Below are 22,512 nucleotides of genomic sequence, written 5' to 3'. Positions count from 1 at the left end.
GTGGCAAGGGCCTTTGGCCGCTGCTGTCGCGCGCTCCTGGCTCTGCTCGGAGGCATCGGCATCACCGCCTTGCTGCTCTTGGCCGTGCCTCTGCCGGGGATGCGGCAGCCGGTCGCGGTCCCGGAACCGATCGGCGCGCGGACCCTGTATTGGGACGCCTCCATGGAGCGGAGCGTCCAAGCCGCGTTTCCTTCCGCCCCGCCTGAAACGCCGCAGCAGCCGGAACCGATCACTCCTGCGAAGCCGGAGCCCGTGCCGCAACCCGAACCGGCCCCGGCCATGCCCGACCCCTCTCTGTCGGCTCTGCGTCTTTCCGAGCGGCCCGAACCAAAGCGATCGGATTCCGTAGAAGCCGAACCGGCCCCGGCGCATGAGGAATCAGCGGACGAGGCTTCCCGGTCCGCGCACGGCGATGCCTCCGCGAACACGGCTTCGGGGGAGACGGCCTTCGAGCTCGGCGAGGTGGACAGCGCTCCGGGCGTCCGCCACGGCCCGGCTCCGGAATATCCGCGCGAGGCCCGGCGCAAGGGGGTCACGGGCACGGTGCTGCTCCGCTTCCTGGTGGAGCGGGACGGCAGCGTGAGCAGAATTCAAGTCTTGCAGGCGGACCCGCCCGGCGTGTTCGAGGAGAACGCGATCCGGGCCGTGGCGCTTTGGCGCTTTCGCCCGGGGCTGCGCCACGGAGAGCCCGTGCGCACCTGGGTGCGTCTGCCGCTGCGGTTCCGCCTGGAGCGCTGACGCCGCCGAAACGAAAACGGGACGGCGTTTCCGCCGCCCCGTAGGATGTTCCTGATTTTCCTCCGGCCTTAGAACCGCACCCGCCAGTTCGCTTCCAGCCCGATGCCCGGAGCGTAAAGCTCCACCCCGCGCGAGGTGGCCAGATGGTTGCGGTACTGCGTGTCCAGGAGGTTGGTCACGGCCAGGGTCAATTCGTTCCCCAGCCCCAAGGCCTCGAAGCCGTAGCCGCAGCGGGCGTTGACGATGGCCCAGGAGTCGGTCTTCAGCGCGCCTTCGGGCACCTGATGCTGCTCCGCGGCCCAGCGGGACTCCAGCGCCCACCAGAATCCCGAATCCAGGTCGTAGCGCAGTCCGATCAGGCCGTTCAGCGGGGCCACGAAGCGCAGCCATTCGCCCGTATCCTCGTTGCGGCCCTCGGTCCAGGAGACGTTGCCGTACGCGGTCCAGGCCGGGGCGAAACGCCATTCCAGGCTGCCCTCCAGGCCGGAAAGGCGCGCCTGTGAGGTGTTGGCCATGCGGTAGAGCGTTGCGCTGACCTCTTCGCTGGTGATCAGATCGTCCACGAGGTTGAGAAAGGCCGCGGCCGAAGCGCGCAGCTCCGAGCCGGTGTAGTGCAGGCCCAGCTCGCCGTAGCGGGACTTCTCCGAATGCAGCTCCGGGTTGCCCACCTCGCTCACGCCGCCGCCCAGGGTGATGTTCTTGTACAGTTCCAGCATGTTCGGAGTGCGGTAGCTGGCGGCCGCCAGGGCCGTGGCGCTCCAGCGGGGCGCGAAGGCCCAGGTCAGGCCCGCGTGCGCGCCCCAGTCCAGGTCGTTCTTGTACCCGGCCTTGACCGTGGCGGTTTCCTCGTTTTCAATGAGCACGCCGTCCGTGCGCAGGCCCAGGTTCAGCGTCCAGGCCGGAGCGAACTTCCAGTCGTCCTCGACGAAGAGTCCGCCCGAAAAGGTGTTCGTGTCCGGCACGGGCTTGGCGTACACGCCCGCCGCGCTCCAGCGGTCGCCGGTCATGTACCAGTTCCAGGCGTCGATGCCCGCGGTGAGCCGGTGCTCGCCGAGGTCGAAGACGTTGCGCCAGTTCAGGGCCAGGGTCTCGTGCTCGGCGTAGGGATCCTGAAGGATGCTGCCCGTGCTCGCGTTCATGATCGCGGGGTCGCGCACGATGGACTGGTAGGAGAGCGTGAGCACGGATTCGTCCAGCGCGCCGTGTTCGGGCCGGTAGGACTGGCGCAGCTGCACGAAGGTCCGATCGTTGGATTTCAGGCTCACATCCGCCGTGGCCGGCAGGGGCGCGGAGCCCGTGCCCGGAATGCCCACGTCGTCCACGTCCGCATGCTGATACTGGATGGTGGTCTCGTGTTCGGCGTCCCAGGCGTAGCCCAGGGCGACCTTGCCCTGGAGATCCATGTATCCGCTGTTGCGGATCACGTCCCCGTCTCCGCTGTAGGCGCTGTCATGGTCGCGCCAGCCCAGCGAGCCGTAGATCCAGAGGTCGTCCGAGCCGTAGCGGACGTTGCCGTACGTATTCGGCCCCTGGGGATTGCTGGAGTAGCCGAGCGAGACCTCGCCATGCAGTTCGGGCTGCTCGGCGAACCGGCCCTCGCGGGTCACGATGTTGACCACGCCGCCCGTGGAGCCGCTGCCGTAGAGCGTGCTGACGGGGCCTTTGAGAACCTCGACCCGTTCCACGTCCTGGGGATTGACCAGGCCCATGCGGCCGTTGATGTCCGTGGTTCCGTTCAGGCGGCAACCGTCGATGAGCACCAGCACGGAGTCGCGGGACATGCCCCGGATCACGGTTTCCGCGCCCCAGGGCGAGTCCGTGGAGATGTCCACGCCCGGAATGCGGTCCAGCACGTCCGCGACTCCGAGGGGCATGCTCTCCTGAATCTCCCGCTCGTCCACGACCCCGACCCCGCCGGGAGTGGCGGATTGGGGCTGCCCGTATCCCCGGGCCGTGATGACCACGGCGTCGAGCACCTCTTCCGATGAATCCGCCTCGGCCTTTGCCGCAGCGGCCCGCGCGCTTCGCGCCCCAAGGGGCGAAAGGACCAGCGCGAGCAGCAGGGGCGTCAGCACGGCGTACGTTTTGAGCGTTTTCACGTTCGCCTCCCTCCGCAAGAAAGGAGGTCTAGAGCATCAGCGACTTGACCCTGACATGTTCCAGCATACCAAGCCGACCGGTCAGCGCGCCCAGTTCGTTGGTGGTGGCGTCGATGATCACGGAGATCACGGCCACGCCGCGCTCTCGATAGGGCACGCCGGTACGGGCGACGATGATCTCACCGAAATCGCTGAGAATTTCATTCACCCGCCTGGCCATGCTCTGTCGGTCCGCGACCACGATGCCCACCACGCCCAGACGGCGCACGGTCGTTTCCGGTTTCACGCCTTTACTCCCGACTTTTTCTTGCCCGTTTCATGTTACTAAAATATAATTCATAACACGCAGGGACAGAGGTACAACCCCTTAGTATTCGAGTCAATAGCCAATTAATCAAGATGATACGATATTATTCACGCCGTGTCCGTCGCTGAGTTTCAGCTAGACCGATCAAGCTTATGTATGTAAAAAATGCATATTTTTCATAATATAATAACACGGGAGTATGGCATGACCCCAGTATTTCACCTGCGCGTTCTGCGCCGCCCCCTCCGCTGCCGGGGCTCGCTCCGCAGCGCGCCTGCGGCGCTGCTGCTCGCCCTGGCGCTGCTCTGCCCCGCGGCCGCCCTGGCCCAGGAACTGCCCGCCGTGCTCATCCAGCAGGGCGAGCGCTATCTGGCCATGGGCAAGTACCAGGCGGCGCTGGCCCGCTACGCCAAGGTGCTGGAGTGCTGCGAGGGAACGGCCAACGCGGCCGAGGCCCACAACGACATGGGCGTGGCCTGGATGCGCCTTGGGGACGCGGAAAAGGCCAGGAAACACTATGAAGCCGCCCTGCGCATCGACCGCTACCCGCTGGCGCTGTTCAACTATGCGCGCCTGCTGGAGCAGCGCTGGAAAGCGGAAAAAAACGATGCGGACCGCTCCATGGCCCTGGGATACTATGAGGAGTTCTCGAAATATCTGGAGTCGGACGCGCTTATGCCGCCCGCGGTGGAGTATCAGAAGGACGAGCTGCGCGAGGCGGTGCGTTCGGCCCTGGCAGGATTGGCCGGGAAATGATCCGTGGGGGGAATCCCCCGCAACGTTATGAAGAAAGAAGGAAAAAGCGCCGGGTCAGGGCGGCATGCGCCGCCAGGAGCAACCCTCGGGTCAGAACGGCCCTCGCCTCAGGTTGCAACGGAGGTGTTTTCGCCAGCTCAGTCTAGACCTTGAGCTCCACGCCCTTGGCCTTGAGCGCTTTCACGCCTGCGCTGCGATCATAGTAGTAGGTGTGCAGGAGCTGGTGGGAGCGGTGTCCCAGGGGGCCTTCGGACAGGAAGCCGTCCTTGGCGTAGATCTTCTTGACCATGGGATTGTCCTGCGACTTGCGGATCTTGTAGACCTTGGCGTCCGTGGCGTACACCCCGGCCTGGCGCTGGCCCACGAAGTCCAGGGACGCAGCCTCGGCCTCGACCAGCATGCCGCCGTTGAGCAGCGCTGCGGCCGCAGTCACGCCCGCGACCTTGATGAAGCCTCTCCGGGTCATGCCCAGTGCGTTGTTCATCTCCATCCTCCTTCGATTAGCTGTTGCGGCCAAAACGGTTCTTCAGCTCCGCCAGAACGCGCGAACCGCCGCGACTGGCCCGCACGTCCGGGGCGACAGGCTGTCCGCCGCCGTTCACGCAGCCGCCGGGGCAGGTCATGATCTCGATGAAGTGGTGCGGCGATTTTCCCGCCTTGACCTCTTCGCAGAGCTTGACCGCGTTTTCCAGCCCGCTGGCCACGGCCACGTTGACCTTGCCGAATTTGGGCACGTCCACCGAAGCGGTCTTGATGCCCTCGGCGGTGCGCACGGCCTTGATGTCCGGATTCTTCAGCTTGTCGCCGGAAAGCACCTCGTAGGCCAGGCGCAGGGCCGCTTCCATGACGCCGCCGCTGGTGCCGAAGATCGTGGCCGCGCCCGTGGATTCGCCGAGCACCGGGTCCGGCTTCTCGTCCTTGAGGTTCTTGAAGTCGATGCCCGCCTTCTTGATCATGTAGGCCAGTTCGCGGGTGGTGATGGTGGCGTCGATGTCGCGGTGGCCGCTGGCCGCCATCTCCGGACGCAGGCCCTCGTACTTCTTGGCGATGCAGGGCATGATGGAAACCGTGTACATCTTGGCCGGATCCACCTTGGCCTGCTGCGCGCCGTAGGTCTTGGACAACGGGCCGAGCATGCCGATGGGCGACCGGCAGGTGGACATGTGCGGGATCAGTTCGGGGTAGTAGGACTCCACGAACTTGACCCAGCCCGGACAGCAGGACGTGAACTGCGGCAGGGGATGATGATGATCCGGATGGGCCACGCGCTGGATCAGCTCGCTGCCTTCTTCCATGATCGTCACGTCCGCCGTGAACTCGTTGTCCCAGATCAGGTCGAAGCCGAGCTTGCGCAGGGCCGCGTGCATCTTGCCGCCCACGTAGGTTCCCGGAGGCATGCCGAAAGGCTCGCCCAGGGCGTAGCGCACGGCCGGGGCGGGCATGGAGACCACCACGGTGTCCGGATCCTTCAGCGCGGCCAGGACGTCGTCCACAAAGGAGACTTCCTCATAGATGGCGCCGAAGGGGCAGTTCACGAGACACTGACCGCAGTTCATGCAGGCGGCCGGATCCACCACGCCGTGGATGCCCTCGGCGTTGATGGGCTGGATCGCGCCCGTGCCGCAGACCTCGTGGCAGGTGCCGCAGGCCTGACATTTGGCCGGGTCCACCTGTACGAAGGAGAAAGAGTTCGGGTCCACGTCCTTGGGTGCGGATCCCTTCATCATGACCATTTCCATTTCCAGCATCGGATTCCTCCTCTTGGGTTTATGGAAATCCAAATCAAGCGTTCGCCCATGCGTAACACTTATTTTGATCCGGTAGCACCAAAGGGGGAAAAATACAATATGCGTGGCATGGAAAACCGGATCATGGCACGGCGAAAAGAAGGGGAGGAGGAAAAACCCGCCCGCCCCGGAGGATGTCCGGGACGGGCGGGTTTCGTAATGCCGTTTTCGTTTCGCGTGTCGGCTACTTGAGCTGTTCGCGGCGGGCGTATTCCTGCACGTACTTGATGGCGCCGTCGTAGTCGAGCACCTCGCCCGCGATCTGGGCCTTGAGCAGGTTGTCGCGGATGAGTCCCACGGTGGGGCCGGGCTTGAGGCCCGTGGACTGCATGATTTCGTTGCCGTTGAGCATGGGCTCCAGGGCGTCTTCCGGGATGTCGGCCCGTTCCAGCATCTTCAGGTTGTGGTTGAACTCCCGGTAGGAGCCGCCGCGCGCCTTGATGTCCGCACGGACCATCTCCAGGATGCGCGGGTATTCGTCCACGGCCTTGAAGCGGCGGATGCCCTTGTCCGTGAGCATGAAGTGCGGGCGCATGTGGTTTTTGATCAGCCCGCAGATCAGGTCGATGTCCGCCGGCTCGAAGCGCAGGCGGTTGAGGATCTTGCGGGTCACGCGCGCGCCCACGTAGTGGTGCTGGTAGAAGGTCCACTGCCCCTCGAAGTATTCCGCGGTGAAGAGCTTGCCCACGTCGTGGAAGAAGCAGGCCAGGGTGCCGTACCAGTCGTAGGGCAGCACTTCGGGATAGCGGCGCATCACGTCGATGGTGTGCTCGAAGACGGTTTCCTCGCCCGCTTCCGGGTTCTTGATCTGCTTGACGCGCGAGAGCGCGGCCACTTCGGGCACGAGCCCGTGCAGAATCTGCGAGTCGAAGAGGTACTGGGCGAACTGCCACATGTTCTCGGCCTCGACCTTGCGCCACTCGTCCATGATGTCGCTGATGGACACGTAGTCGAGCACGCGGCGCGCGCCGCGCACGATGGCCAGCCAGGAGTTCGGCTCGATGGGCAGGTGGAAGTTGGCGGCGAAGCGCAGGGCGCGGACGGCCAGCAGGTAGTCGCGCTTGACGGTCTCGTCCGGCAGGCCCAGGAAGCGGACCTCGCCGTTGCTGAAGTCCGCGAAGCCGTCCATGGTCTCGATGGCCGAGGGGATGTAGGGGCAGACCGAGGAGAGCGGGATTTCGCCGCGCTGCTCCAGCCGCTTCATCAGGCGCGGGGTCAGCCGGGCCACGCACTCTTCGGGGTGGGCGTCCGTGGCTGCGGGCGAGTTGTAGAAGTAGTAGGTCGTCTCTCCTTCCTTGAAGAAACCGAGCACGTCGGATTCGGGGGAAGGCTTGGTGGCGGGAAACAGGCGCAGCAGGTCGTCGAAGCCCATGTCCGTGCTGATGTCGATTTCCTGTTCGGTGGCGTCGTGGCCGAGGGTCTGCTGTTGCAGGCGGGCATTGACCACGTAGGCGTCAAAGCCGTTGCGCATGATGGTTTTGCAGAACCCCACGGCGTCTTTGAAAGGCTGGCTCATCTATTCTTCTCCTCCGGGTAGGTCGCTCGGATGTCGATCGTATTCACGTCCCGGACTCATACAATGTTTTTGCCCGCAAGGAAATGCCGCACCACGCGGCCCCGAAGCGGGCGGCCGAGCAGCGGCGTGTTCTTGCTCTTGGAGCGCAGCGATTCCGGCGTGACCGTCCATTCCTCCACGGGGTCGAAGAGCAGGAAGTCGGCGGGATCGCCCGGCTGGAAGCGGTTCACGGGCAGGCCGAAGCGTTCGCAGGGCGCGGTTGTCCAGGCGCGCACAAAGGCGTCTTCCGAGAGGGCGCCCTTGCTGACCAGGCCCCAGGTCACGGACAGGGCCGTGTCCAGCCCGGTGATGCCGCAGGGCGCGAAGTCGAACTCCACTTCCTTTTCGTGCGCGGCGTGGGGCGCGTGGTCCGTGGCGAGCATGTCGATGACGCCGCTCTCCAGGGCCTCGAGCACGGCGCGGCGGTCGGCCTCGGTGCGCAGGGGCGGGTTGACCTTGGCGTTGGTGTCGTAGTCGGCCAGCTCGTTCTCGGTCAGGGTCAGGTAGTGCGGGCAGGTTTCGGCCGTGACGTCGACCCCGCGCTGCTTGGCCCAGGCGATGAGTTCCACGGACTTCTTGCACGAGATGTGGGCCAGGTGAATGGGCAGGCCGAGGTATTCGGCGAGCAGGATGTCGCGGGCCACCTGGATGGCCTCGGCCGCGTCGGGCTGGGCCGGAATGCCGAGCCTGCCGGAGATTTCGCCCTCGTTGGCCCCGGCGGCCACGCCGAGGTACGGGTCTTCGCAGTGGTCGATGACCACCTTGCCGAAGTCCGAGGCGTATTCCATGGCCCTGCGGAAGAGCGCGCTGCTCTTCACGGGCACGCCGTCGTTGGAAAAGGCGGCGCAGCCCGCGTCGGCCAGCTCGCCCATGGGCGCGAGCGCCTCGCCCTTGAGGTCCACGGTCAGCGCGCCCACGGGGAAGAGGCGCGGGCCGTCCGGCCAGGCGGTTGCGGCCTTGTCGAGCAGCATTTCGGTCACTCCGGCCTTGTCGTTGACGGGGTCGGTGTTGGCCATGCACATGATGTTGCCGAAGCCGCCGAAGGCCGCGGCGGCAAGGCCCGTGGCGATGTCCTCCTTCCATTCGTAGCCCGGCTCGCGCAGGTGCGTGTGCACGTCCGTGAGCGAGGGCAGCAGGGAAAGGCCGCCTGCATCCACGGTTTCCCCGGCATCCTTGGGCGCCTTGCCCGCCGGAACCACCTCCAGCACCTTGCCGTCCTTGACCAGCAGGTCCACGGATTCGCCGCGCAGGCGGGCGTTCTTGACGATCAGATCAGGGCTGGACATGGGCTAGGCCTCCTTGCGGGTCAGGATGAGAAAGAGCAGGGCCATGCGCACGGCCACGCCGCTGGCCACCTGGTCGAGCACGAGGCTCCGGGGCGCGTCCGCGATCACGGAGCTGATCTCCAGGCCCCGGTTCATGGGGCCGGGGTGCAGCACGCGCGCGTCCGGCGCGGCCAGCTCCATGTGGCGCGGGGAAAGGCAGTAGAGCCGGGAATATTCGCGCAGGTCCGGGAGCAGCCCGTCCTGCTGGCGCTCCAGCTGGAGTCGCAGGCACATGACCGCGTCCACCCCGCGCACGGCCTCGTCGAGGCTGGTGTAGACCTCGCAGGGCCAGGAGCGCACCGCCGGGGGCAGCAGGGTGCGCGGCGCGCAGAAGCGGACCTTGACCCCGAGCATGTTCAGCATGATCAGGTTGGAGCGGGCCACGCGGCTGTGGGCGATGTCGCCGAGGATGAGCACGGTCTTGCCCGCGAAGTCCTTCCATTGCTCCCAGAGGGTGTAGCCGTCGAGCAGGGCCTGGGTCGGGTGGGCGTGGCGGCCGTCGCCCGCGTTGAGCACGCCGCAGTGCAGGCGGTCGGCCAGGAACTTGGCCGCCCCGCTCACAGAGTGGCGCAGCACGATGGCGTCCGGGTTCATGGCCTGGAGCGTCAGGGCGGTGTCCTTGAGCGTTTCGCCCTTCTGCAGGCTGCTCATGCTCTTGGAGAGCGAGAAGGTGTCCGCGGAGAGCCGCTTGCCCGCCATGTCGAAAGAGGTCTTGGTGCGGGTGCTCGGCTCGGCGAAGAAGAGCACCACGCTCTTGCCCTTGAGGGTGGGCACCTTCTTCACGGGGCGTTCGTTGATCTCGCGGAAATACTGCGCGGTCTCGAAGACGTGCAGCACCTCGTCCCGGCTGAGCTGCGAAATATCCAACAAATCCTTATGCCGCCATTGCATGTCTTCTTCCTTCTGGCTGGAATCCGGGCGACCGGTGCGCGGGGCCGCCTGCAAGGGCAGTGTCCCGGCGCGGTCGCCGTTCGCATATTATTTTCCGTCCCCGCAGGGGCCGGAAGCCGTCGTCGTTCCTGCCGCCCGTGGGCGGCGCGTGAAATTTTCCGCTGCGGTCGCTCAGGCCTCGAACAGCGCGAGCACGTTTTCCGGAACCACGGACCAGCGCGCGGCCTTGCCGGGCTCCAGCGTGCCGAGGCGGTTTTCCGCCCGGAAAGCTCTTGCCGGGTTGCGCGTGAGCAGCGCGAGGCCGTCTTCCAGGGAAAGTTCGTCCACAAAGCGTTCCTTGAGAAAGGCCAGCTCGTTCCAGACGTCGAGATCGTGGTTGGAGGCCAGCCCGTCCGTGCCCAGGCAGAGGTTCACTCCGGCGGCCCGGAGCTTTTCCCAGGGGGCGCGGCCCTCGCCGATGTAGTCGTTGCTGCGCGGGCAGAGGCAGACGTTGGTCCCGGTGCGGCGCAGGATGTCGATGTCCTCGTCGCTCACGGTCACGCAGTGCACGGCCAGGGTGTCCGGGTCCAGCAGCCCCAGGTCCAGGGCGTAGGCCACGGGGGAGACGCGCGGCGGCCTGAATCCGGTCATGGGGATGTTTGCGCGCTCCAGCACCTCCACGAACTCGATGCGCTCGCCCATGAGAATGCGCGACTCCTCCTCGTTTTCCGCGAGGTGGATGGAGTGGGGCAGTCCGCGCGCGGCGCAGGCGCGCTTGGCCCGGCGCAGGGTTTCGGGATGGGTGGAGTAGGGCGCGTGGCCCGCGCAGGAGAGCACGCCGTTGGCGAATTCCCCGTCGGGAACGAAGTCCTGCTCGTCCGGGGGCGGGCTGAAAAAGATCATCTCCCGGAAGGCCACAAAAAAAAGGCCGGATTCGTCGAGGACGCCGGCGATGCGAGGGGCCTGCTTCGTGGAAATGTCGGCGACGTGGGCCGTGCCGAGCCGCCGGATTCGTCGGCACTGCGCGGCCACCTCCGCGTCGTCCATGTCGTACATGGGGTTGGCCACGAGGCTCTTGATCCAGGATGTGAAGCCCTGGCCGCGCACGGTCTTGCCGAGCAGGTGGCACATCTCCAGGTGGGTGTGGCTGTTGAAGACGCCGGGGCAGAGCGTGGCCCCGCCGAGGTCTTCCACGGGGCCGCGGAACCGCGCTCGCAGCTCGGTCCACGGGCCGATTTGCACAATAAAACGGCCATCGTGAACGATGGCCGCATCGCGTATCGGTTCCTGGCCGGGGACCATGCTCATGACCCTGGCCGCACGGAGAATCGAAAGGTTTCGAGTGCTCATGATTGCTTAATCGCGAAGTGTAGCCGCTTTCGCCGCGAATTGAAAGACGCCGCACCCCTCTTTTTTCGGGTTCGCAAGAGGTGGCTATCAAGCCCCGTGGAAGCCTGCTTGACAACGCATGGCAAGCCATGCATGTTCATGGCAAGCCATGTATTCGGAGGGCCGATGACTGCGATCGAATCTGCAATGGAAACCGGAACGGAACACTGCGCTGAAACCGCGCTCGGAAGCTGCTTCCAGCGGGAGAAGGCTCCGGGGTATTGGACGAACCAGCTTTCGCGGCGATTCATGAATCGGCTGGCCCGGCGATTGGAGCCGCTGGGCATCTGCGCCGGACAGTTCGGAACCCTGGTCTGGCTCTGGGAAAAGGATCAGCGCACCCAGGCCGAGCTTTGCCGCTGCCTGGGCGTGGACCAGTCCACCATGGCCCGGACCCTGACGCGCATGGAGCGGGACGGGCTGATCACCCGCAGGGCCGACCCTTCGGACAGGCGCAGCGCGCGCATCCTGCTCACGGAGAAATCCCGCGCGCTGGAGGTCGAGGTGCTGGACGCCGCCCACCAAGTCAACAAGCAAGCCGTACGCGGACTCAGCGCCGAGGAGGCCGAACTCTTCTTCGACCTCGCCAGGCGTATGATCGCCAACCTGAACACTCTCACGGAGGACGATCGATGAACTCCAAGCTGCAATCTTTCCTCGACATTCTCGGCATCACCGAAGAGCCGGTCGCCTGGGCCTACGAGGCGGAAAAGCCCGATTCCGACAACCACCCCCCGGACTGCGACATGCCCACCCTGGAACAGGAGGAAAAGGGCCGGGCCGATTTCCGCCCGGCGTTCGAGCGGTTCTCCTGCCTGATCAAGCACGTCTGGGTGCTGCGCAAGAAAGGCGGCGCGGCCTGGACCAGCGCGGACCATCCCGGCTGCCCCGGCGGAACGCAGTACGTGGGCTTTCAAAAAGGCCCCTACGACTTCATCGCCCGCTACGTCAGCTGCGGGCTGCCCGAAGGCATGGAAACCGAGCACTACCTGGACGGGCCGGATTCCTTCAAGAGCATGTTCCAGTGCATGGATCCTCTGCCCGCGCCCAATCCCTATCTCGTGTTCCGCAAGGTCGGCGATTTCGAGCCGCTCAAGCACGACCCGGAATTCGTGACCTTTTTCGCACGGCCCGAAAGCATGAGCGGGCTGCATCAATACGCCGCGTTCCTGACCAACGACGCCGAGGTCGTGGCCTCGCCCTGGGGACCGGGCTGCGGCAACATGGTTTCCTGGCCGCGCACGTATCGGGCCACGGGCCGCACCCGCGCCGTGCTCGGCGGCTGGGATCCGTCCATGCGCAAGTTCCTGAAGACGGACGAGCTTTACATGACCGTGCCCTACGCCCTGTATTTGGACATGATTGAGCGCTGGGAGGAATCGTTCCTGAGCACCGCGACCTGGCAGGGCCAGCGGAAGAAGATCGCCCGCAGCGCCAAGGCCTGGGGCGAGGAATAGCCAAGCGTTCAGACCGAAACGGCAGGAGGAGAGGGAATGCCTCCGGCGGCCGGGGGCCAGTGGCCCCCGGACCCCCGTTTTCCGCCCCGCGAAAGCGGGGCGGTCGCGTTTCAGGGCGTTGCAAGGGCCAGCCGAAACGTCTCTCCCTCATGAAATTCGATGCGAATGCGCGCCCGCTTCCACCTTTCCCAGAGTTCGCGCTTGTGGCCCATGATCTCGCCGGAGAAGCGGCGGGGCGTTTGCAGGCTCTTGGGGCCGCTGCCCAGTTCCCGCGCCCGCGCCAGGACATGCGCGCAGAGGGCCAGGGAGCGGACCATCTGCCCCAGGGCCGGATGCCACGGCCCGGCCAGGATGCCGGGCAGCAGGTCCGCTTCCGGGTGCAGGCCGATGCGGATCACCGGGACGCCGGCCGACCAGAGCCGCTCCAGTCCGTGGGCCAGCTCGGCGCGTGCGCGTTCCAGGGACCAGGGCCGGTAGCCTCCGGCGCGCCACGTCTGCGCCAGGGGCGTGCCCTCGATGACGAGGCAGGGATAGAGCCGGGCCGCGTCGGGCCGGAGCGCGGCGGTCATCTCGATATCGCGCCGGAAGGTGCCGTCCGGTTCGCCCGGCCTGTCGCCGGGCAGCCCGGGCATGAGCTGCACGCCGAGCCGCAGCCCGGCCGCGCGCACGTTCTCGCAGCCCTTTCGGGCCGTTTCCCCGTCATAGCCTCTTCCCGACGCGGCCAGGGCCGCGTCGTCGAAGCTCTGGACGCCCAGCTCGACCATGTCCAGCCCCAGGCTCTTCAGCCGGGCGAGCATTTCGGGATCGGTGCGGTCGGGCCGGGTGGAGCAGCGCACGCGCCCGACCACGCCGAGGGCGCGGTATTCCGCGGCCAGGTTCAGGAATCGTTCGGGCCAGGGACCGGAATCGGAATCGGGCAGGGCCGTGAAGGTGCCGCCGTAGAAGGCCAGCTCCAGGGGGCGGGTCTGTCCGGCGGCCATGGCGGCGCGGGCGGATTCCAGATCATTCCGCAGCGCGCGGTGCATCTCGGCCAGGGGCCGGGCGCGCTGTCCGGTCTGGAGATGCTGCCCGCAGAAGGCGCAGCGGTGCGGACAGCCCGCAAAGGGCAGAAAAACGGGCCGCAGTCGCGGCCCGTTCGTTTTCGTCTGCGGGTCGGGATGGGCGAAGTCGAGAACGCGCATCCCCGCTCCGGTCAGCCGCAGAGCGCGGCGCAGATGGTCTGCTGGTCCGCCTCGGCGAGGTAGGGGGACATGGGCAGGGAGAAGATGCGCTCTCCGACGGCCTCGCTCACGGGCATGTCGCCGGGCTTGTGGCCCAGGTTCGCGAACGCGGTCTGGAGGTGCAGCGGCTTGGGATAGTAGATGGCCGTGGGCACGCCCGCCTCCTTGAGCCTGGCCTGGATCGCGGTGCGCTCCTCGCCGCTGCCGGCCAGCACCGAGTATTGCGCCCAGACGCTGACGCAGCCCTCGGGCACCACGGGGAGCACCAGCCCGCTGTTTTTCAGGCCCTCGGCGTAGCGCGCGGCCACCTCGTTGCGCAGCCGGATCTCTTCCGGGAAGATTTCGAGCTTGGGCAGCAGCACGGCGGCCTGGATCGTGTCCATGCGGCCGTTCATGCCGATGCGCACGTTCTCGTACTTGTCCGTGCCCTGGCCGTGGACGCGCAGGGAAACCATGAGCGCCTGGATTTCGTCCGAATCGGTGAAGCAGGCGCCGCCGTCGCCGTAGCAGCCGAGCGGCTTGGCCGGAAAGAACGAGGTGCAGGCCACATCGCCCAGGGCCGCGGTCTTCGTGCCGTTGTACTCCGCGCCGAAGGACTGTGCGCCGTCCACGATGACCTTGAGCCCGTTGGATTTGGCGATGTCCAGGATGCGGTCGTAGTCGCAGGCCAGGCCGAAGAGGTCCACGGGCATGACCGCCTTGGGGGTCAGGTCGGGCCGGGAGGCCTTGAGCCCGGCCAGGGCGGCGGCGAGCTTGTCCGAGTCCATGTTGTAGGTGGCCGGATCGATGTCCACGAAGACCGGGACCGCGCCCACCAGGGCGATGGTTTCGGCCGTGGCCATGAAGGTGAAGGGCGTGGTCAGCACGGCGTCGCCGGGGCCGATGCCCAGGGCCATCAGGGCCAGGACCAGGGCGTCCGTGCCTGAGCCGCAGGAGAGCGCGTGCTTCGTTCCGGCGAAGGCCGCGGCCTTGGCCTCGAACTCGCGGATTTCCGGACCCATGATGTACTGGCCGTGTTCCAGCACGTTCTGGATGTTCCGGTTCACCTGTTCCTGGATGCGTGCGTACTGGGTCTTGAGATCGATGAAGGGAATGCCCATGTTGGATGTCCTCTTATGTGCTTTCGCCGTCTGGGCGAAGTGGGGTTTCCAAGGCGGTAGCGATTTTTGCGGGCCTGCGCAAGGGCGGTGTTCGGTCCGGCGCGCCGGGGGTGGCGTCGGGGGGTTAGGGGAAGTCGGGCGGCGGCGACACGGGAGCCCACTCCACGGCCTCGTCCGCCAGCAGCGTTTCGCGCACGGGCAGATGGTCGGGCAGGGGGCTGAACTGGTCGGGCTGCTCGCTCTTGACCCACCAGAGGAACCAGCCCACGCCGGGCACGCTGCGGCAGAGCAGCACGTCGTGGTCCCATTGGAAGGCCCGGTCCGTGAGCATGTAGCACTGCCCGCCGATGCAGAAATTGCCTTTGTCGTTGGTGGGCAGGGGCTGCCAGTCCGCAGCGTAGGCCCCGGTGGTTTCCCGGCCCGTGATGCGGTCGTAGTAGCGGGTCCGTCCGTCCAGGTCGAGGATCCGGATCAGCCCGCGCGAGTCCGCGTATTCCACCTCGAAGCGCGGCTCGTCCGGATACGGGGTCAGGTGCAGCGCGCCGTTCCAGGTGCGGTAGCGCAGCACCCCGTCGTCGATGAAGAACTGCGCCAGCTTGCGGCTGAAGGGCACCTGCCTGCGCGTGGTCAGATCCCAGGCCAGCCGCCGTCCTTCCCGCGTGGTCAGCACGATGTAGTGGTCCTGGAAGCGCGCGGAGTCGAACGGCCCGCCCCTGGCCTTGAAGCGTTCGAGCACCTGGCCTTCGCGCACGTCGATCAGGGTCACGACGCCGCCGGGCGTGACCGTGAAGAGCACGCCGCCGTCCGGGCCGAAGCCCAGCGCGAGCAGGGGCTGGCCCGCCTCGGCCGCGGGGCGCTTCTTGCCCCTGGGCGGGCCGATCCAGATCCGTCCGTCCTCGGCCGCAGCGGCGAGCAGGTCGCCCGAAGGGGAAAGGGCCAGGGCCGCGATCGCTTCGGGGAGCTGGATGATTTCGTCGAGGTGGCATTTTTCCGTGTCGTACACGAATACAGCGGCCGGATCCCGGCCCATGACCGCGAGGTAGCGGGCCTGCGGCCCCCAGGCCAGATTGCGCGGAGCGCCCTGGACGGGCTGGTCCATGCCGGGACAGGAGCGCGCGCCGTAGACGCGGACGTCGCCGTCCGCAAGGCCCACGGCCAGCGCGGTCGAAAAGCTTTGATATGTCGTGGCGCCCTGGGCCAGGTCCAGGATCGTCGGCCCGGTCGAGAGCAGGGCGTAGCCGGGACCGAAGCTGCCCAGGCCCGTGGGCGTTTCCCCCACCACGGGGGGCGGCTCGTAGAGGTCGGCCACCTTGAAGGCCTGCCCGTCGCGGGTCGCGGCCAGGTATTGCGCCAGGGTCAGGCCCTGGTAGGCGTTTTCCGGCGCGGGATAGGGCGCGGCGCAGGCCGCGAGCGCCGCCAGCAGGCAAGCCGCCACGAGCGCGCGGGCGACGAACCCGGCGCGGGCAGGGGCCGCAACAGCCCGGAAACGCGCGGAAATGCTCATGGCACTCCTGTACTCCAAAGCCGCACCCCCCGCAACCGGAGAGGGCCGGGGCCGGGCCTGGCGCAATTCGATCCGGGCGTCCTTGCGGCTTGCCCGCGTTTCGTCCGGCTGTTAATGAGAGTATATATGTGCGGAATCGCAGGAATCCATACTCTCGCCGCGCTGCCTTCCTCCGAACTGGAAGGGGCGGTGCGCGCCATGACCGCCACCCTGGCCCACCGCGGCCCGGACGCGGACGGCGTGTACCTGGACCGCAGCCTGGCGCTGGGGCACCGCCGCCTGAGCATCCTCGACCTGTCCGAGGCCGGGGCCCAGCCCATGACCTCGGAGGACGGCCGCTGCACGCTCGTGCTCAACGGCGAGATCTACAACCATCTGGAGCTGCGCGAACAGCTCGGCCCGCGCTCCTGGCGGGGAACCTCCGACACGGAGACGCTCCTGGCCGGGCTGGAGCGCTGGCGGCCCGAAAAGGCCCTGGAACGCCTGCGGGGCATGTTCTCCTTCGCCTTCTGGGACGCGCGGCTGCGCACGCTGCTTCTGGCGCGCGACCGCCTGGGCGAGAAGCCCCTCTACTACGCCCGCATCGGCCAGACCTTTCTCTTCGCCTCGGAACTCAAGGCCCTGCGCGCCCACCCGGAATTCGACCCGGAGATCGACCGCGAGGCCCTGGCGGGCTACCTGCGCCATTCCTACGTGCCCGGCCCGCGCACCATCTACCGCGACGCGAAGAAGCTCCAGCCCGGACACATGCTCCGGGTGGACATGGACGGCATGCACGAGCCGGAACCTTACTGGTCGCTGCGCGAAACGCTCGAAGCCGCCGAACCCTTCGACGGCAGCCCCTGCGACGCCGCCGACAGGCTGGAAGCCCTGCTGCGCGAGGCCGTGCGCGGCCAGATGCTCGCGGACGTGCCCCTGGGCGCGCTGCTTTCCGGCGGCATCGATTCCTCCCTGATCGTGGCCCTGATGCAGGCCGAAAATCCGGGCCGGGTGCGCACCTTCACCATCGGCTCCGCGGACCCGGCCTACGACGAGGCCGCCCACGCCCGCGCCGTGGCCGCGCACCTCGGCACGGAACACACCGAGCTGGTCGCGCGGCCGGAGGACGCCCTGGAGCTGGTGGGGCTGCTGCCGGAAATCTACGACGAGCCCTTTGCGGACGCCTCGCAGCTGCCCACGCGCCTCGTCTGCGGCCTGACCCGCGAGCACGTCGCGGTCTGCCTGTCCGGGGACGGAGGGGATGAATTCTTCGCGGGCTACAATCGACATTTCTGGGCTCCGGAACTCTGGAACCGCATCTCGCGGGTGCCCGCGCCCCTGCGGCGGGCCTTTGCCGCGGCCCTGCGCGCGGCCTCCCCGCGCAGCCTGGACACCGCCTTCGGCCTGCTCGGCGCGGTCCTGCCGGAAAAATACCGCCAGCGCACGCCCGGCCAGAAGCTGCACAAGCTCGCCCAGGCCATGCCCGCCGGGACGCGCGAGGAAATGTACGCCCTGCTGGCCTCGATCTGGCCGGACCCGGCCTCCCTGCTCGTGCGCGGGACCGAACCGCTCCAGCTCTGGCAGCGGCCCGGCGAATGGCCGGAGAATCTCGGCTTCGCCCGCTGGATGCAGTACATGGACGCCGCGACCTACCTGCCCGACGACATCCTCGTGAAGGTGGACCGGGCCGCCATGAGCGTTTCCCTGGAGACGCGCGCGCCCTATCTCGACCACAAGGTCGTGGAGTTCGCCGCGACCCTGCCGCCGGAAATGCAGGCCGAGCCGGGACGCGGCAAGCTGCTCCTGCGCCGCGTGCTGGAGCGGCACGTGCCGCGCGGGCTGTTCGAGCGGCCCAAGACCGGATTCGGCATTCCCCTGGGCCCATGGCTGCGCACGGCGCTGCGCCCCTGGGCCGAGGAGCTGCTCGCCGAGAAGCGCCTGGAAGAACAGGGGCTGCTGCGGCCCGCGCCCATCCGCAAGGCCTGGAAGGACCACCTCGCGGGCAGGGCCGACAACGAATACAAGCTTTGGAACGTGCTCATGCTTCAGGCCTGGCTGGAGCGCTGGATATAAAAGACAAGCCTCCGGCGGCCAAGGGGCCCGCGGCCCCCTGGACCCCCATTCGCCGCCCGCGCTGCGCGCGGTCGGGGCCGGAGCTTCGAGGTTTGTCGTGAATGCGGGCAAGCCTGCGGTGCGCAACGGAGCGCGCTTCGAAACGGGCGCAGCCCGTTTCGAAGGAGGAGGCTTGCAAGACGCCGCTGGACGCCGAAGGCGTTCAGCCTGTGAACGGTCTTTGGGAAGGGGGTCCGGGGGGAACCCTTTCTGCAAGAAAGGGTTCCCCCCGGAAGGCTTTTCCAGACCAACATGAAAATTTGCATAATCGCTGGATACGCCCCTTCCCTGGTGAATTTTCGCGGCCCGCTGCTGCGGGCCATGCGCGCCCAGGGGCATGAGGTCTGCGCGCTCGCTCCGGGCGGGGCCGAGGCTGAGGGCGTGGACGAGGCGCTGGCGTCCTGGGGCGTGGGCTTTCGCGCGGTGCGCCTTTCCCGCCGGGGGCTGAACCCGTATGCGGACCTGCGCGCCGTGTTGGACCTGCGCGCGGCCCTGGTGGAGGAGCGCGCCGACCTCGTGCTTTCCTATACGATCAAGCCCGTGATTTTCGGCTCGTTCGCGGCGCAGCGGGCCGGTGTCCGGCGCATCTATTCCATGGTCACGGGGCTTGGCCGGGCCTTCGAGGGCGTGGGCGCGGCGGCCTGGGTGCTTTCCGCCGTGGTCCGGGGCCTGTATCGCGGCGCGCTGCACTTCAACGAGCGTGTATTTTTCCAGAACAGGGACGACGAGCGGTATTTCCGCGAGAACGGAATGCTCTCGCCGGACACGCCGAGCGCCGTGACCTTTGGCACGGGCGTGGATTTGGATCGTTTTCCCAGCACGGCGCTTCCCGACGGCCCGCCCCTGTTTCTGTGCATGGCCCGGCTCCTGCGGGACAAGGGCGTGGCGGAGTTCGCCGCTGCCGCGCGCGCGGTGCGCCGGGAGTTTCCGCAGGCGCGTTTTCGGCTGCTGGGCGGGCTGGAGCGCGGGCCGGGCGCGGTGGGCGAGGCCGAGGTGCGTTCCTGGGTCGCCGAGGGCGTGCTGGAATATCCGGGCGAGGTCGCGGACGTGCGTCCGCACCTGGCCGAGGCTTCCGTGGTGGTGCTGCCGTCGTATTACGGCGAGGGGCTGCCGCGTTCGCTCCAGGAGGCGGCGTCCATGGGCCGGGCAGTGGTCACGACGGATCATCCGGGCTGCCGGGACGCGGTCATCCACGGCCAAAGCGGTCTGCTCGTGCCTGTCCGGGACGTTTCCGCCTTGTCAGGCGCGCTGAAACGGTTCATTTTGGAGCCTGATCTGTCCGCGCGCATGGGCGCGGCAGCGCGGACCCTGGCCGAGGAGCGTTTCGACGTGCGCAGGATCAACGAAATTTTGCTGGAGGGCATGGGCCTTTGCTGAAGCGACTGATGGACCTGGGCGTGGCCCTGGCGGGCCTGGCCCTGCTCTGGCCCGTGATGCTCGGCGTGGCCCTGGCCGTGCGGCTGAAGCTGGGGCGGGGCGTGCTCTTCCGGCAGGTGCGGCCCGGCCTGGGAGGCAGGCCGTTCACGATGTACAAGTTCCGGACCATGCGCGAGGCCGCCGGCCCGGACGGAACCCCTCTGCCGGACTGCGAGCGGCTCACGCCGCTGGGGCGTTTTCTGCGCTCCACCTCGCTGGACGAGCTGCCGGAGTTGTATAACGTGCTCAGGGGGGACATGAGTCTGGTTGGCCCCCGGCCCCTTCTTATGCAATACTTGGAGCGCTACACGCCGCAGCAGGCGCGGCGCATGGAGGTCCGGCCCGGCATCACGGGCTGGGCGCAGGTCCGGGGCCGCAACGCGCTCTCCTGGGAGGAGCGCTTCGCGCTGGATGTCTGGTACGTGGACAACCGCAGCCTGCTCCTGGACCTGAGGATACTGTTGATGACCGTGGCGAGCGTTGCGCGGCGGGAGGGCGTCTGCCAGCCCGGCCACGCGACCATGGCGGAATTCATGGGTTCAAAACGACCCGAAGCAACCAACGGAGATTGAGATATGCAGATCAAGAAAGTGCTTTTGCCCGTGGACGGCTCTTCCAGCTCGGACCGCGCCGTGAACTACGCCGTGGGCTTCTGCGAGCTGGTGGGGGCCGAGGCCGTGCTGCTGCACGCGCACAAGTCCGTGCCCCAGACGCTGGGCAAGCCCAATTTCGACGAGGCCATGGACCGCATGAACCGCGAGGCCCAGGAAGTGCTCCGGCCCTATGAGGAAACGCTTTCGCTCTCCGGCGCGAACTACGTGACGCGCATCGTGGGCGGCCCCTCTGCGGAGGTCATCTTCGACGTGGCCACGGCCGAGGGCTGCGACCTGATCATCATGGGATCCAAGGGCAAGAGCGACCTGGAAGGGCTGATGGTCGGCAGCGTGACGCACAAGGTGCTGCACCTCGCGCCCTGCCCGGTGCTCGTGATTCGCTGACCGCGAAGCGTGCGTTCGCCTGGACGAGCCTGAAACAACGGGGTATATCGCGGCCCAGCGGGAACGTCCCGCAGCGACATCATCCTGGAGATACTATGCCTGTCCGACCCAAGGAGCGTTTTCTCGTTTTCGGCTCGCCCCGCATCGAGGAGGCCGAGATCGAGGAGGTTGCCGGAAGCCTGCGCAGCGGCTGGCTCGGCACCGGGCCCAAGGTGGCCCGCTTCGAGCGCGAGTTCGCGGCCTACACCCAGGCCGAGCACGCCGCCGCGTTCAACTCCTGCACCGCCGCCCTGCACCTCAGCCTCGTGGCGCTCCGGCTCCGGCCCGGAGACGAGGTCATCACCACGCCCCTGACCTTTTGCGCCACGGTCAACGCCATCATCCACGCCGGAGCGGTTCCCGTGCTGGCGGACGTGGACCCCGTGAGCATGAACATCGACCCGGAGGCGGTGCGCGCCAAGATCACGCCGCGCACGCGGGCGATTCTTCCGGTCCACTTCGCGGGCCGCCCCTGCGACATGGACGCGCTTCTGGCCCTGGCGGACGAGCACGGGCTGAAGATCGTGGAGGACTGCGCCCACGCCATCGAATCGACCTACAAGGGAAAGCATTGCGGCACGTTCGGCGACTTCGGCTGCTTCAGCTTCTACGTGACCAAGAACGTGGTCACGGGCGAGGGCGGCATGGTCCTGGCGAAGCGCAAGGAAGACCTGGACCGGATCAAGATCCTGGGCCTGCACGGCATGAGCGCGGACGCCTGGAAGCGCTTCGGCGACGAGGGCTACAAGCACTATCAGGTCGTGGAGGCCGGGTTCAAATACAACATGATGGACATCCAGGCCGCCATCGGCATTCACCAGCTGGCCAGGGTGGATCATTATTATGTGCGGCGGCGGGAAATCTGGGACATGTACGACGCGGCCTTCGCGGACCTGCCCGTGACCTGCCCGGCCCCGCCCGAGGCGGAAACCCTGCACGGGCTGCATCTCTACACGCTGCTCGTGGACGAGGCGCGCGCGGGCGTGAGCCGCGACCGCTTCCTCCAGCGCATGACCGCCGAGAACATCGGCGTGGGCGTGCACTACCTGGGCCTGCCGGAGCAGCCCTACTACCAGGAACGCTTCGGCTGGCGGCCAAAGGACACGCCCCACGGCACCCGCATCGGGCGGCAGACCGTGAGCCTGCCGCTTTCGGCCAAGCTGACGGACACGGACGTTCAGGACGTTATCGAGGCGGTGCGAATCGCCCTGAAACATTGACCAAAGGGGACCGGCAATGAAAGTCGTCATCATCGGAGCGGGAGGGCACGGCCAGGTCGTGGCCGACATCCTTTTCCATATGTGGGCCAAGGGGCGCGACCTGGAGCTGATGGGTTTCCTGGACGACGACTCCTCGCTCGCAGGCAAGGAATTTCTCGGGCTCAAGGTGCTCGGCAACGTGGACAAGCTCGACGACATCGGCCACGAGGCCGTCATCGTGGCCATCGGCGACAACCGCACGCGCCTGGAGATGACCGAGCGCCTCAAGGACGAGCAGCTGATCACGGCCATCCATCCTTCGGCCGTGCTCGCGCCGGACGTGTCCATCAAGGCCGGGGCCATGGTCTGCGCCGGAGCCGTGGTCAACCCCGGCACCACCGTGGGGCGCGGGGCCATCGTCAACACCGGGGCCACCGTGGACCACCACAACGCCATCGGCGAGTTCAGTCACGTGGCTCCCGGCGTGAACCTGGGCGGCGAGGTGCACGTGGGCGAGGGCGCTCTGGTGGGGCTGGGCGCGAGCATCGTGCCCCGGCTGAGCCTGGGCGACTGGTGCGTGGTGGGCGCGGGCGCGGTGGTCACCCGCGACGTGCCCGCGAACGAAACCTGGGTCGGGGTTCCCGCCCGGAAGATTTCCTGAG

General features: G+C 67.3%; 21 protein-coding genes. 10 read left to right on the top strand and 11 right to left on the bottom strand.

Annotated elements, in window-relative coordinates:
• Nucleotides 1-738, top strand: a complete 738-nt coding sequence (locus G452_RS0115525; protein ID WP_022663183.1) for an energy transducer TonB — start codon at nt 1-3, stop codon at nt 736-738.
• Between the two features lie 68 nt (nt 739-806).
• On the opposite strand, the gene G452_RS0115520 is transcribed toward G452_RS0115525, so the two are convergent.
• Together G452_RS0115520 and G452_RS0115515 are read right to left on the bottom strand one after the other, a co-directional pair.
• Nucleotides 807-2,837: a TonB-dependent receptor plug domain-containing protein gene (locus G452_RS0115520; RefSeq protein WP_022663182.1), complete on the bottom strand. Its 2,031-nt coding sequence runs from the start codon at nt 2,835-2,837 to the stop codon at nt 807-809.
• Nucleotides 2,838-2,865: 28 nt separating this feature from the next.
• Nucleotides 2,866-3,123, bottom strand: coding sequence for a TM1266 family iron-only hydrogenase system putative regulator (locus tag G452_RS0115515; RefSeq protein WP_022663181.1), 258 nt, complete (start codon nt 3,121-3,123; stop codon nt 2,866-2,868).
• A gap of 225 nt (nt 3,124-3,348) precedes the next feature.
• On the opposite strand from G452_RS0115515, the gene G452_RS0115510 reads away from it, so the two are divergent.
• Complete coding sequence (locus tag G452_RS0115510) at nt 3,349-3,900, top strand: tetratricopeptide repeat protein (protein WP_022663180.1); 552 nt, start codon at nt 3,349-3,351, stop codon at nt 3,898-3,900.
• A gap of 142 nt (nt 3,901-4,042) precedes the next feature.
• Here the strand turns inward: G452_RS0115510 and G452_RS0115505 are convergent, their stop codons facing one another.
• From G452_RS0115505 to G452_RS0115480, 6 genes are all read right to left on the bottom strand, one after another.
• Nucleotides 4,043-4,384: an iron hydrogenase small subunit gene (locus tag G452_RS0115505; protein ID WP_022663179.1), complete on the bottom strand. Its 342-nt coding sequence runs from the start codon at nt 4,382-4,384 to the stop codon at nt 4,043-4,045.
• Between the two features lie 16 nt (nt 4,385-4,400).
• Entirely contained in the window at nt 4,401-5,648 is a 1,248-nt protein-coding gene (locus G452_RS0115500) for a [FeFe] hydrogenase, group A (RefSeq protein WP_022663178.1), read from the bottom strand.
• A gap of 223 nt (nt 5,649-5,871) precedes the next feature.
• A complete protein-coding gene (locus G452_RS0115495) occupies nt 5,872-7,203 on the bottom strand; it encodes an HD domain-containing protein (RefSeq protein WP_022663177.1) in 1,332 nt (443 codons plus the stop codon).
• A 56-nt stretch (nt 7,204-7,259) separates the two neighbouring features.
• Entirely contained in the window at nt 7,260-8,528 is a 1,269-nt protein-coding gene (locus tag G452_RS0115490) for a dihydroorotase (protein ID WP_022663176.1), read from the bottom strand.
• Nucleotides 8,529-8,531: 3 nt separating this feature from the next.
• Nucleotides 8,532-9,458, bottom strand: a complete 927-nt coding sequence (locus G452_RS0115485) for an aspartate carbamoyltransferase catalytic subunit (RefSeq protein WP_022663175.1) — start codon at nt 9,456-9,458, stop codon at nt 8,532-8,534.
• 171 nt (nt 9,459-9,629) lie between these two features.
• Nucleotides 9,630-10,787, bottom strand: coding sequence for an amidohydrolase family protein (locus G452_RS0115480; RefSeq protein ID WP_022663174.1), 1,158 nt, complete (start codon nt 10,785-10,787; stop codon nt 9,630-9,632).
• A gap of 165 nt (nt 10,788-10,952) precedes the next feature.
• Here G452_RS0115480 and G452_RS19895 point away from each other — a divergent pair, with 165 nt between their 5' ends.
• Together G452_RS19895 and G452_RS0115470 are read left to right on the top strand one after the other, a co-directional pair.
• Entirely contained in the window at nt 10,953-11,462 is a 510-nt protein-coding gene (locus G452_RS19895) for a MarR family winged helix-turn-helix transcriptional regulator (RefSeq protein ID WP_211213500.1), read from the top strand.
• On the top strand, nt 11,459-12,283 hold the full coding sequence (locus tag G452_RS0115470) for a DUF169 domain-containing protein (RefSeq protein WP_022663171.1): 825 nt from the start codon (nt 11,459-11,461) through the stop codon (nt 12,281-12,283). Before G452_RS19895 ends, G452_RS0115470 begins: the two co-directional genes overlap by 4 nt.
• Nucleotides 12,284-12,393: 110 nt before the next feature.
• Here the strand turns inward: G452_RS0115470 and G452_RS19890 are convergent, their stop codons facing one another.
• The 3 genes from G452_RS19890 to G452_RS0115455 form a co-directional block, all read right to left on the bottom strand.
• Complete coding sequence (locus tag G452_RS19890) at nt 12,394-13,464, bottom strand: elongator complex protein 3 (RefSeq protein ID WP_022663170.1); 1,071 nt, start codon at nt 13,462-13,464, stop codon at nt 12,394-12,396.
• A gap of 11 nt (nt 13,465-13,475) precedes the next feature.
• Complete coding sequence (locus G452_RS0115460; RefSeq protein ID WP_022663169.1) at nt 13,476-14,603, bottom strand: DegT/DnrJ/EryC1/StrS family aminotransferase; 1,128 nt, start codon at nt 14,601-14,603, stop codon at nt 13,476-13,478.
• Nucleotides 14,604-14,727: 124 nt separating this feature from the next.
• Complete coding sequence (locus tag G452_RS0115455) at nt 14,728-16,107, bottom strand: WD40 repeat domain-containing protein (protein ID WP_022663168.1); 1,380 nt, start codon at nt 16,105-16,107, stop codon at nt 14,728-14,730.
• Between the two features lie 126 nt (nt 16,108-16,233).
• Between G452_RS0115455 and asnB the strand changes: the two genes are divergently transcribed.
• From asnB to G452_RS0115425, 6 genes are all read left to right on the top strand, one after another.
• A complete protein-coding gene (gene asnB, locus G452_RS0115450; protein WP_022663167.1) occupies nt 16,234-18,159 on the top strand; it encodes an asparagine synthase (glutamine-hydrolyzing) in 1,926 nt (641 codons plus the stop codon).
• A gap of 291 nt (nt 18,160-18,450) precedes the next feature.
• Nucleotides 18,451-19,575: a glycosyltransferase family 4 protein gene (locus G452_RS0115445; RefSeq protein ID WP_022663166.1), complete on the top strand. Its 1,125-nt coding sequence runs from the start codon at nt 18,451-18,453 to the stop codon at nt 19,573-19,575.
• Entirely contained in the window at nt 19,569-20,186 is a 618-nt protein-coding gene (locus G452_RS0115440; protein ID WP_022663165.1) for a sugar transferase, read from the top strand. The genes G452_RS0115445 and G452_RS0115440 overlap by 7 nt, the downstream gene beginning before the upstream one ends.
• A 3-nt stretch (nt 20,187-20,189) precedes the next feature.
• Complete coding sequence (locus tag G452_RS0115435; protein WP_022663164.1) at nt 20,190-20,612, top strand: universal stress protein; 423 nt, start codon at nt 20,190-20,192, stop codon at nt 20,610-20,612.
• A 95-nt stretch (nt 20,613-20,707) separates the two neighbouring features.
• Nucleotides 20,708-21,871, top strand: coding sequence for a DegT/DnrJ/EryC1/StrS family aminotransferase (locus G452_RS0115430; RefSeq protein WP_022663163.1), 1,164 nt, complete (start codon nt 20,708-20,710; stop codon nt 21,869-21,871).
• Between the two features lie 16 nt (nt 21,872-21,887).
• Nucleotides 21,888-22,511 carry an acetyltransferase gene (locus G452_RS0115425; RefSeq protein ID WP_022663162.1) on the top strand — a complete coding sequence of 208 codons (624 nt, stop codon included), beginning with the start codon at nt 21,888-21,890 and terminating at the stop codon, nt 22,509-22,511.
• The last annotated feature ends 1 nt before the right edge of the window (nt 22,512 follow it).

The organism is Paucidesulfovibrio longus DSM 6739, from assembly GCF_000420485.1.
In the GTDB taxonomy this organism is placed as follows: Bacteria; Desulfobacterota; Desulfovibrionia; order Desulfovibrionales; family Desulfovibrionaceae; genus Paucidesulfovibrio; species Paucidesulfovibrio longus.
The sequence above is the reverse complement of the archived record's forward strand: the minus strand, read 5'-3'. Positions and strand labels throughout refer to the sequence as shown.

Excerpts from the sequence above, each read along its gene's own strand:
- G452_RS0115495 (WP_022663177.1), bottom strand. The coding sequence starts at position 7,203 with ATGAGCCAGCCTTTCAAAGACGCCGTGGGGTTCTGCAAAACCATCATG.
- G452_RS0115455 (WP_022663168.1), bottom strand. The coding sequence starts at position 16,107 with ATGAGCATTTCCGCGCGTTTCCGGGCTGTTGCGGCCCCTGCCCGCGCC.
- G452_RS0115485 (WP_022663175.1), bottom strand. The coding sequence starts at position 9,458 with ATGCAATGGCGGCATAAGGATTTGTTGGATATTTCGCAGCTCAGCCGG.
- G452_RS0115425 (WP_022663162.1), top strand. The coding sequence starts at position 21,888 with ATGAAAGTCGTCATCATCGGAGCGGGAGGGCACGGCCAGGTCGTGGCC.
- G452_RS0115505 (WP_022663179.1), bottom strand. The coding sequence starts at position 4,384 with ATGAACAACGCACTGGGCATGACCCGGAGAGGCTTCATCAAGGTCGCG.
- G452_RS0115490 (WP_022663176.1), bottom strand. The coding sequence starts at position 8,528 with ATGTCCAGCCCTGATCTGATCGTCAAGAACGCCCGCCTGCGCGGCGAA.
- G452_RS0115435 (WP_022663164.1), top strand. The coding sequence starts at position 20,190 with ATGCAGATCAAGAAAGTGCTTTTGCCCGTGGACGGCTCTTCCAGCTCG.
- G452_RS0115430 (WP_022663163.1), top strand. The coding sequence starts at position 20,708 with ATGCCTGTCCGACCCAAGGAGCGTTTTCTCGTTTTCGGCTCGCCCCGC.
- G452_RS0115500 (WP_022663178.1), bottom strand. The coding sequence starts at position 5,648 with ATGCTGGAAATGGAAATGGTCATGATGAAGGGATCCGCACCCAAGGAC.
- G452_RS0115445 (WP_022663166.1), top strand. The coding sequence starts at position 18,451 with ATGAAAATTTGCATAATCGCTGGATACGCCCCTTCCCTGGTGAATTTT.
- G452_RS19895 (WP_211213500.1), top strand. The coding sequence starts at position 10,953 with ATGACTGCGATCGAATCTGCAATGGAAACCGGAACGGAACACTGCGCT.
- G452_RS0115470 (WP_022663171.1), top strand. The coding sequence starts at position 11,459 with ATGAACTCCAAGCTGCAATCTTTCCTCGACATTCTCGGCATCACCGAA.
- G452_RS0115460 (WP_022663169.1), bottom strand. The coding sequence starts at position 14,603 with ATGGGCATTCCCTTCATCGATCTCAAGACCCAGTACGCACGCATCCAG.
- G452_RS0115510 (WP_022663180.1), top strand. The coding sequence starts at position 3,349 with ATGACCCCAGTATTTCACCTGCGCGTTCTGCGCCGCCCCCTCCGCTGC.
- G452_RS0115480 (WP_022663174.1), bottom strand. The coding sequence starts at position 10,787 with ATGAGCACTCGAAACCTTTCGATTCTCCGTGCGGCCAGGGTCATGAGC.
- asnB (WP_022663167.1), top strand. The coding sequence starts at position 16,234 with ATGTGCGGAATCGCAGGAATCCATACTCTCGCCGCGCTGCCTTCCTCC.
- G452_RS19890 (WP_022663170.1), bottom strand. The coding sequence starts at position 13,464 with ATGCGCGTTCTCGACTTCGCCCATCCCGACCCGCAGACGAAAACGAAC.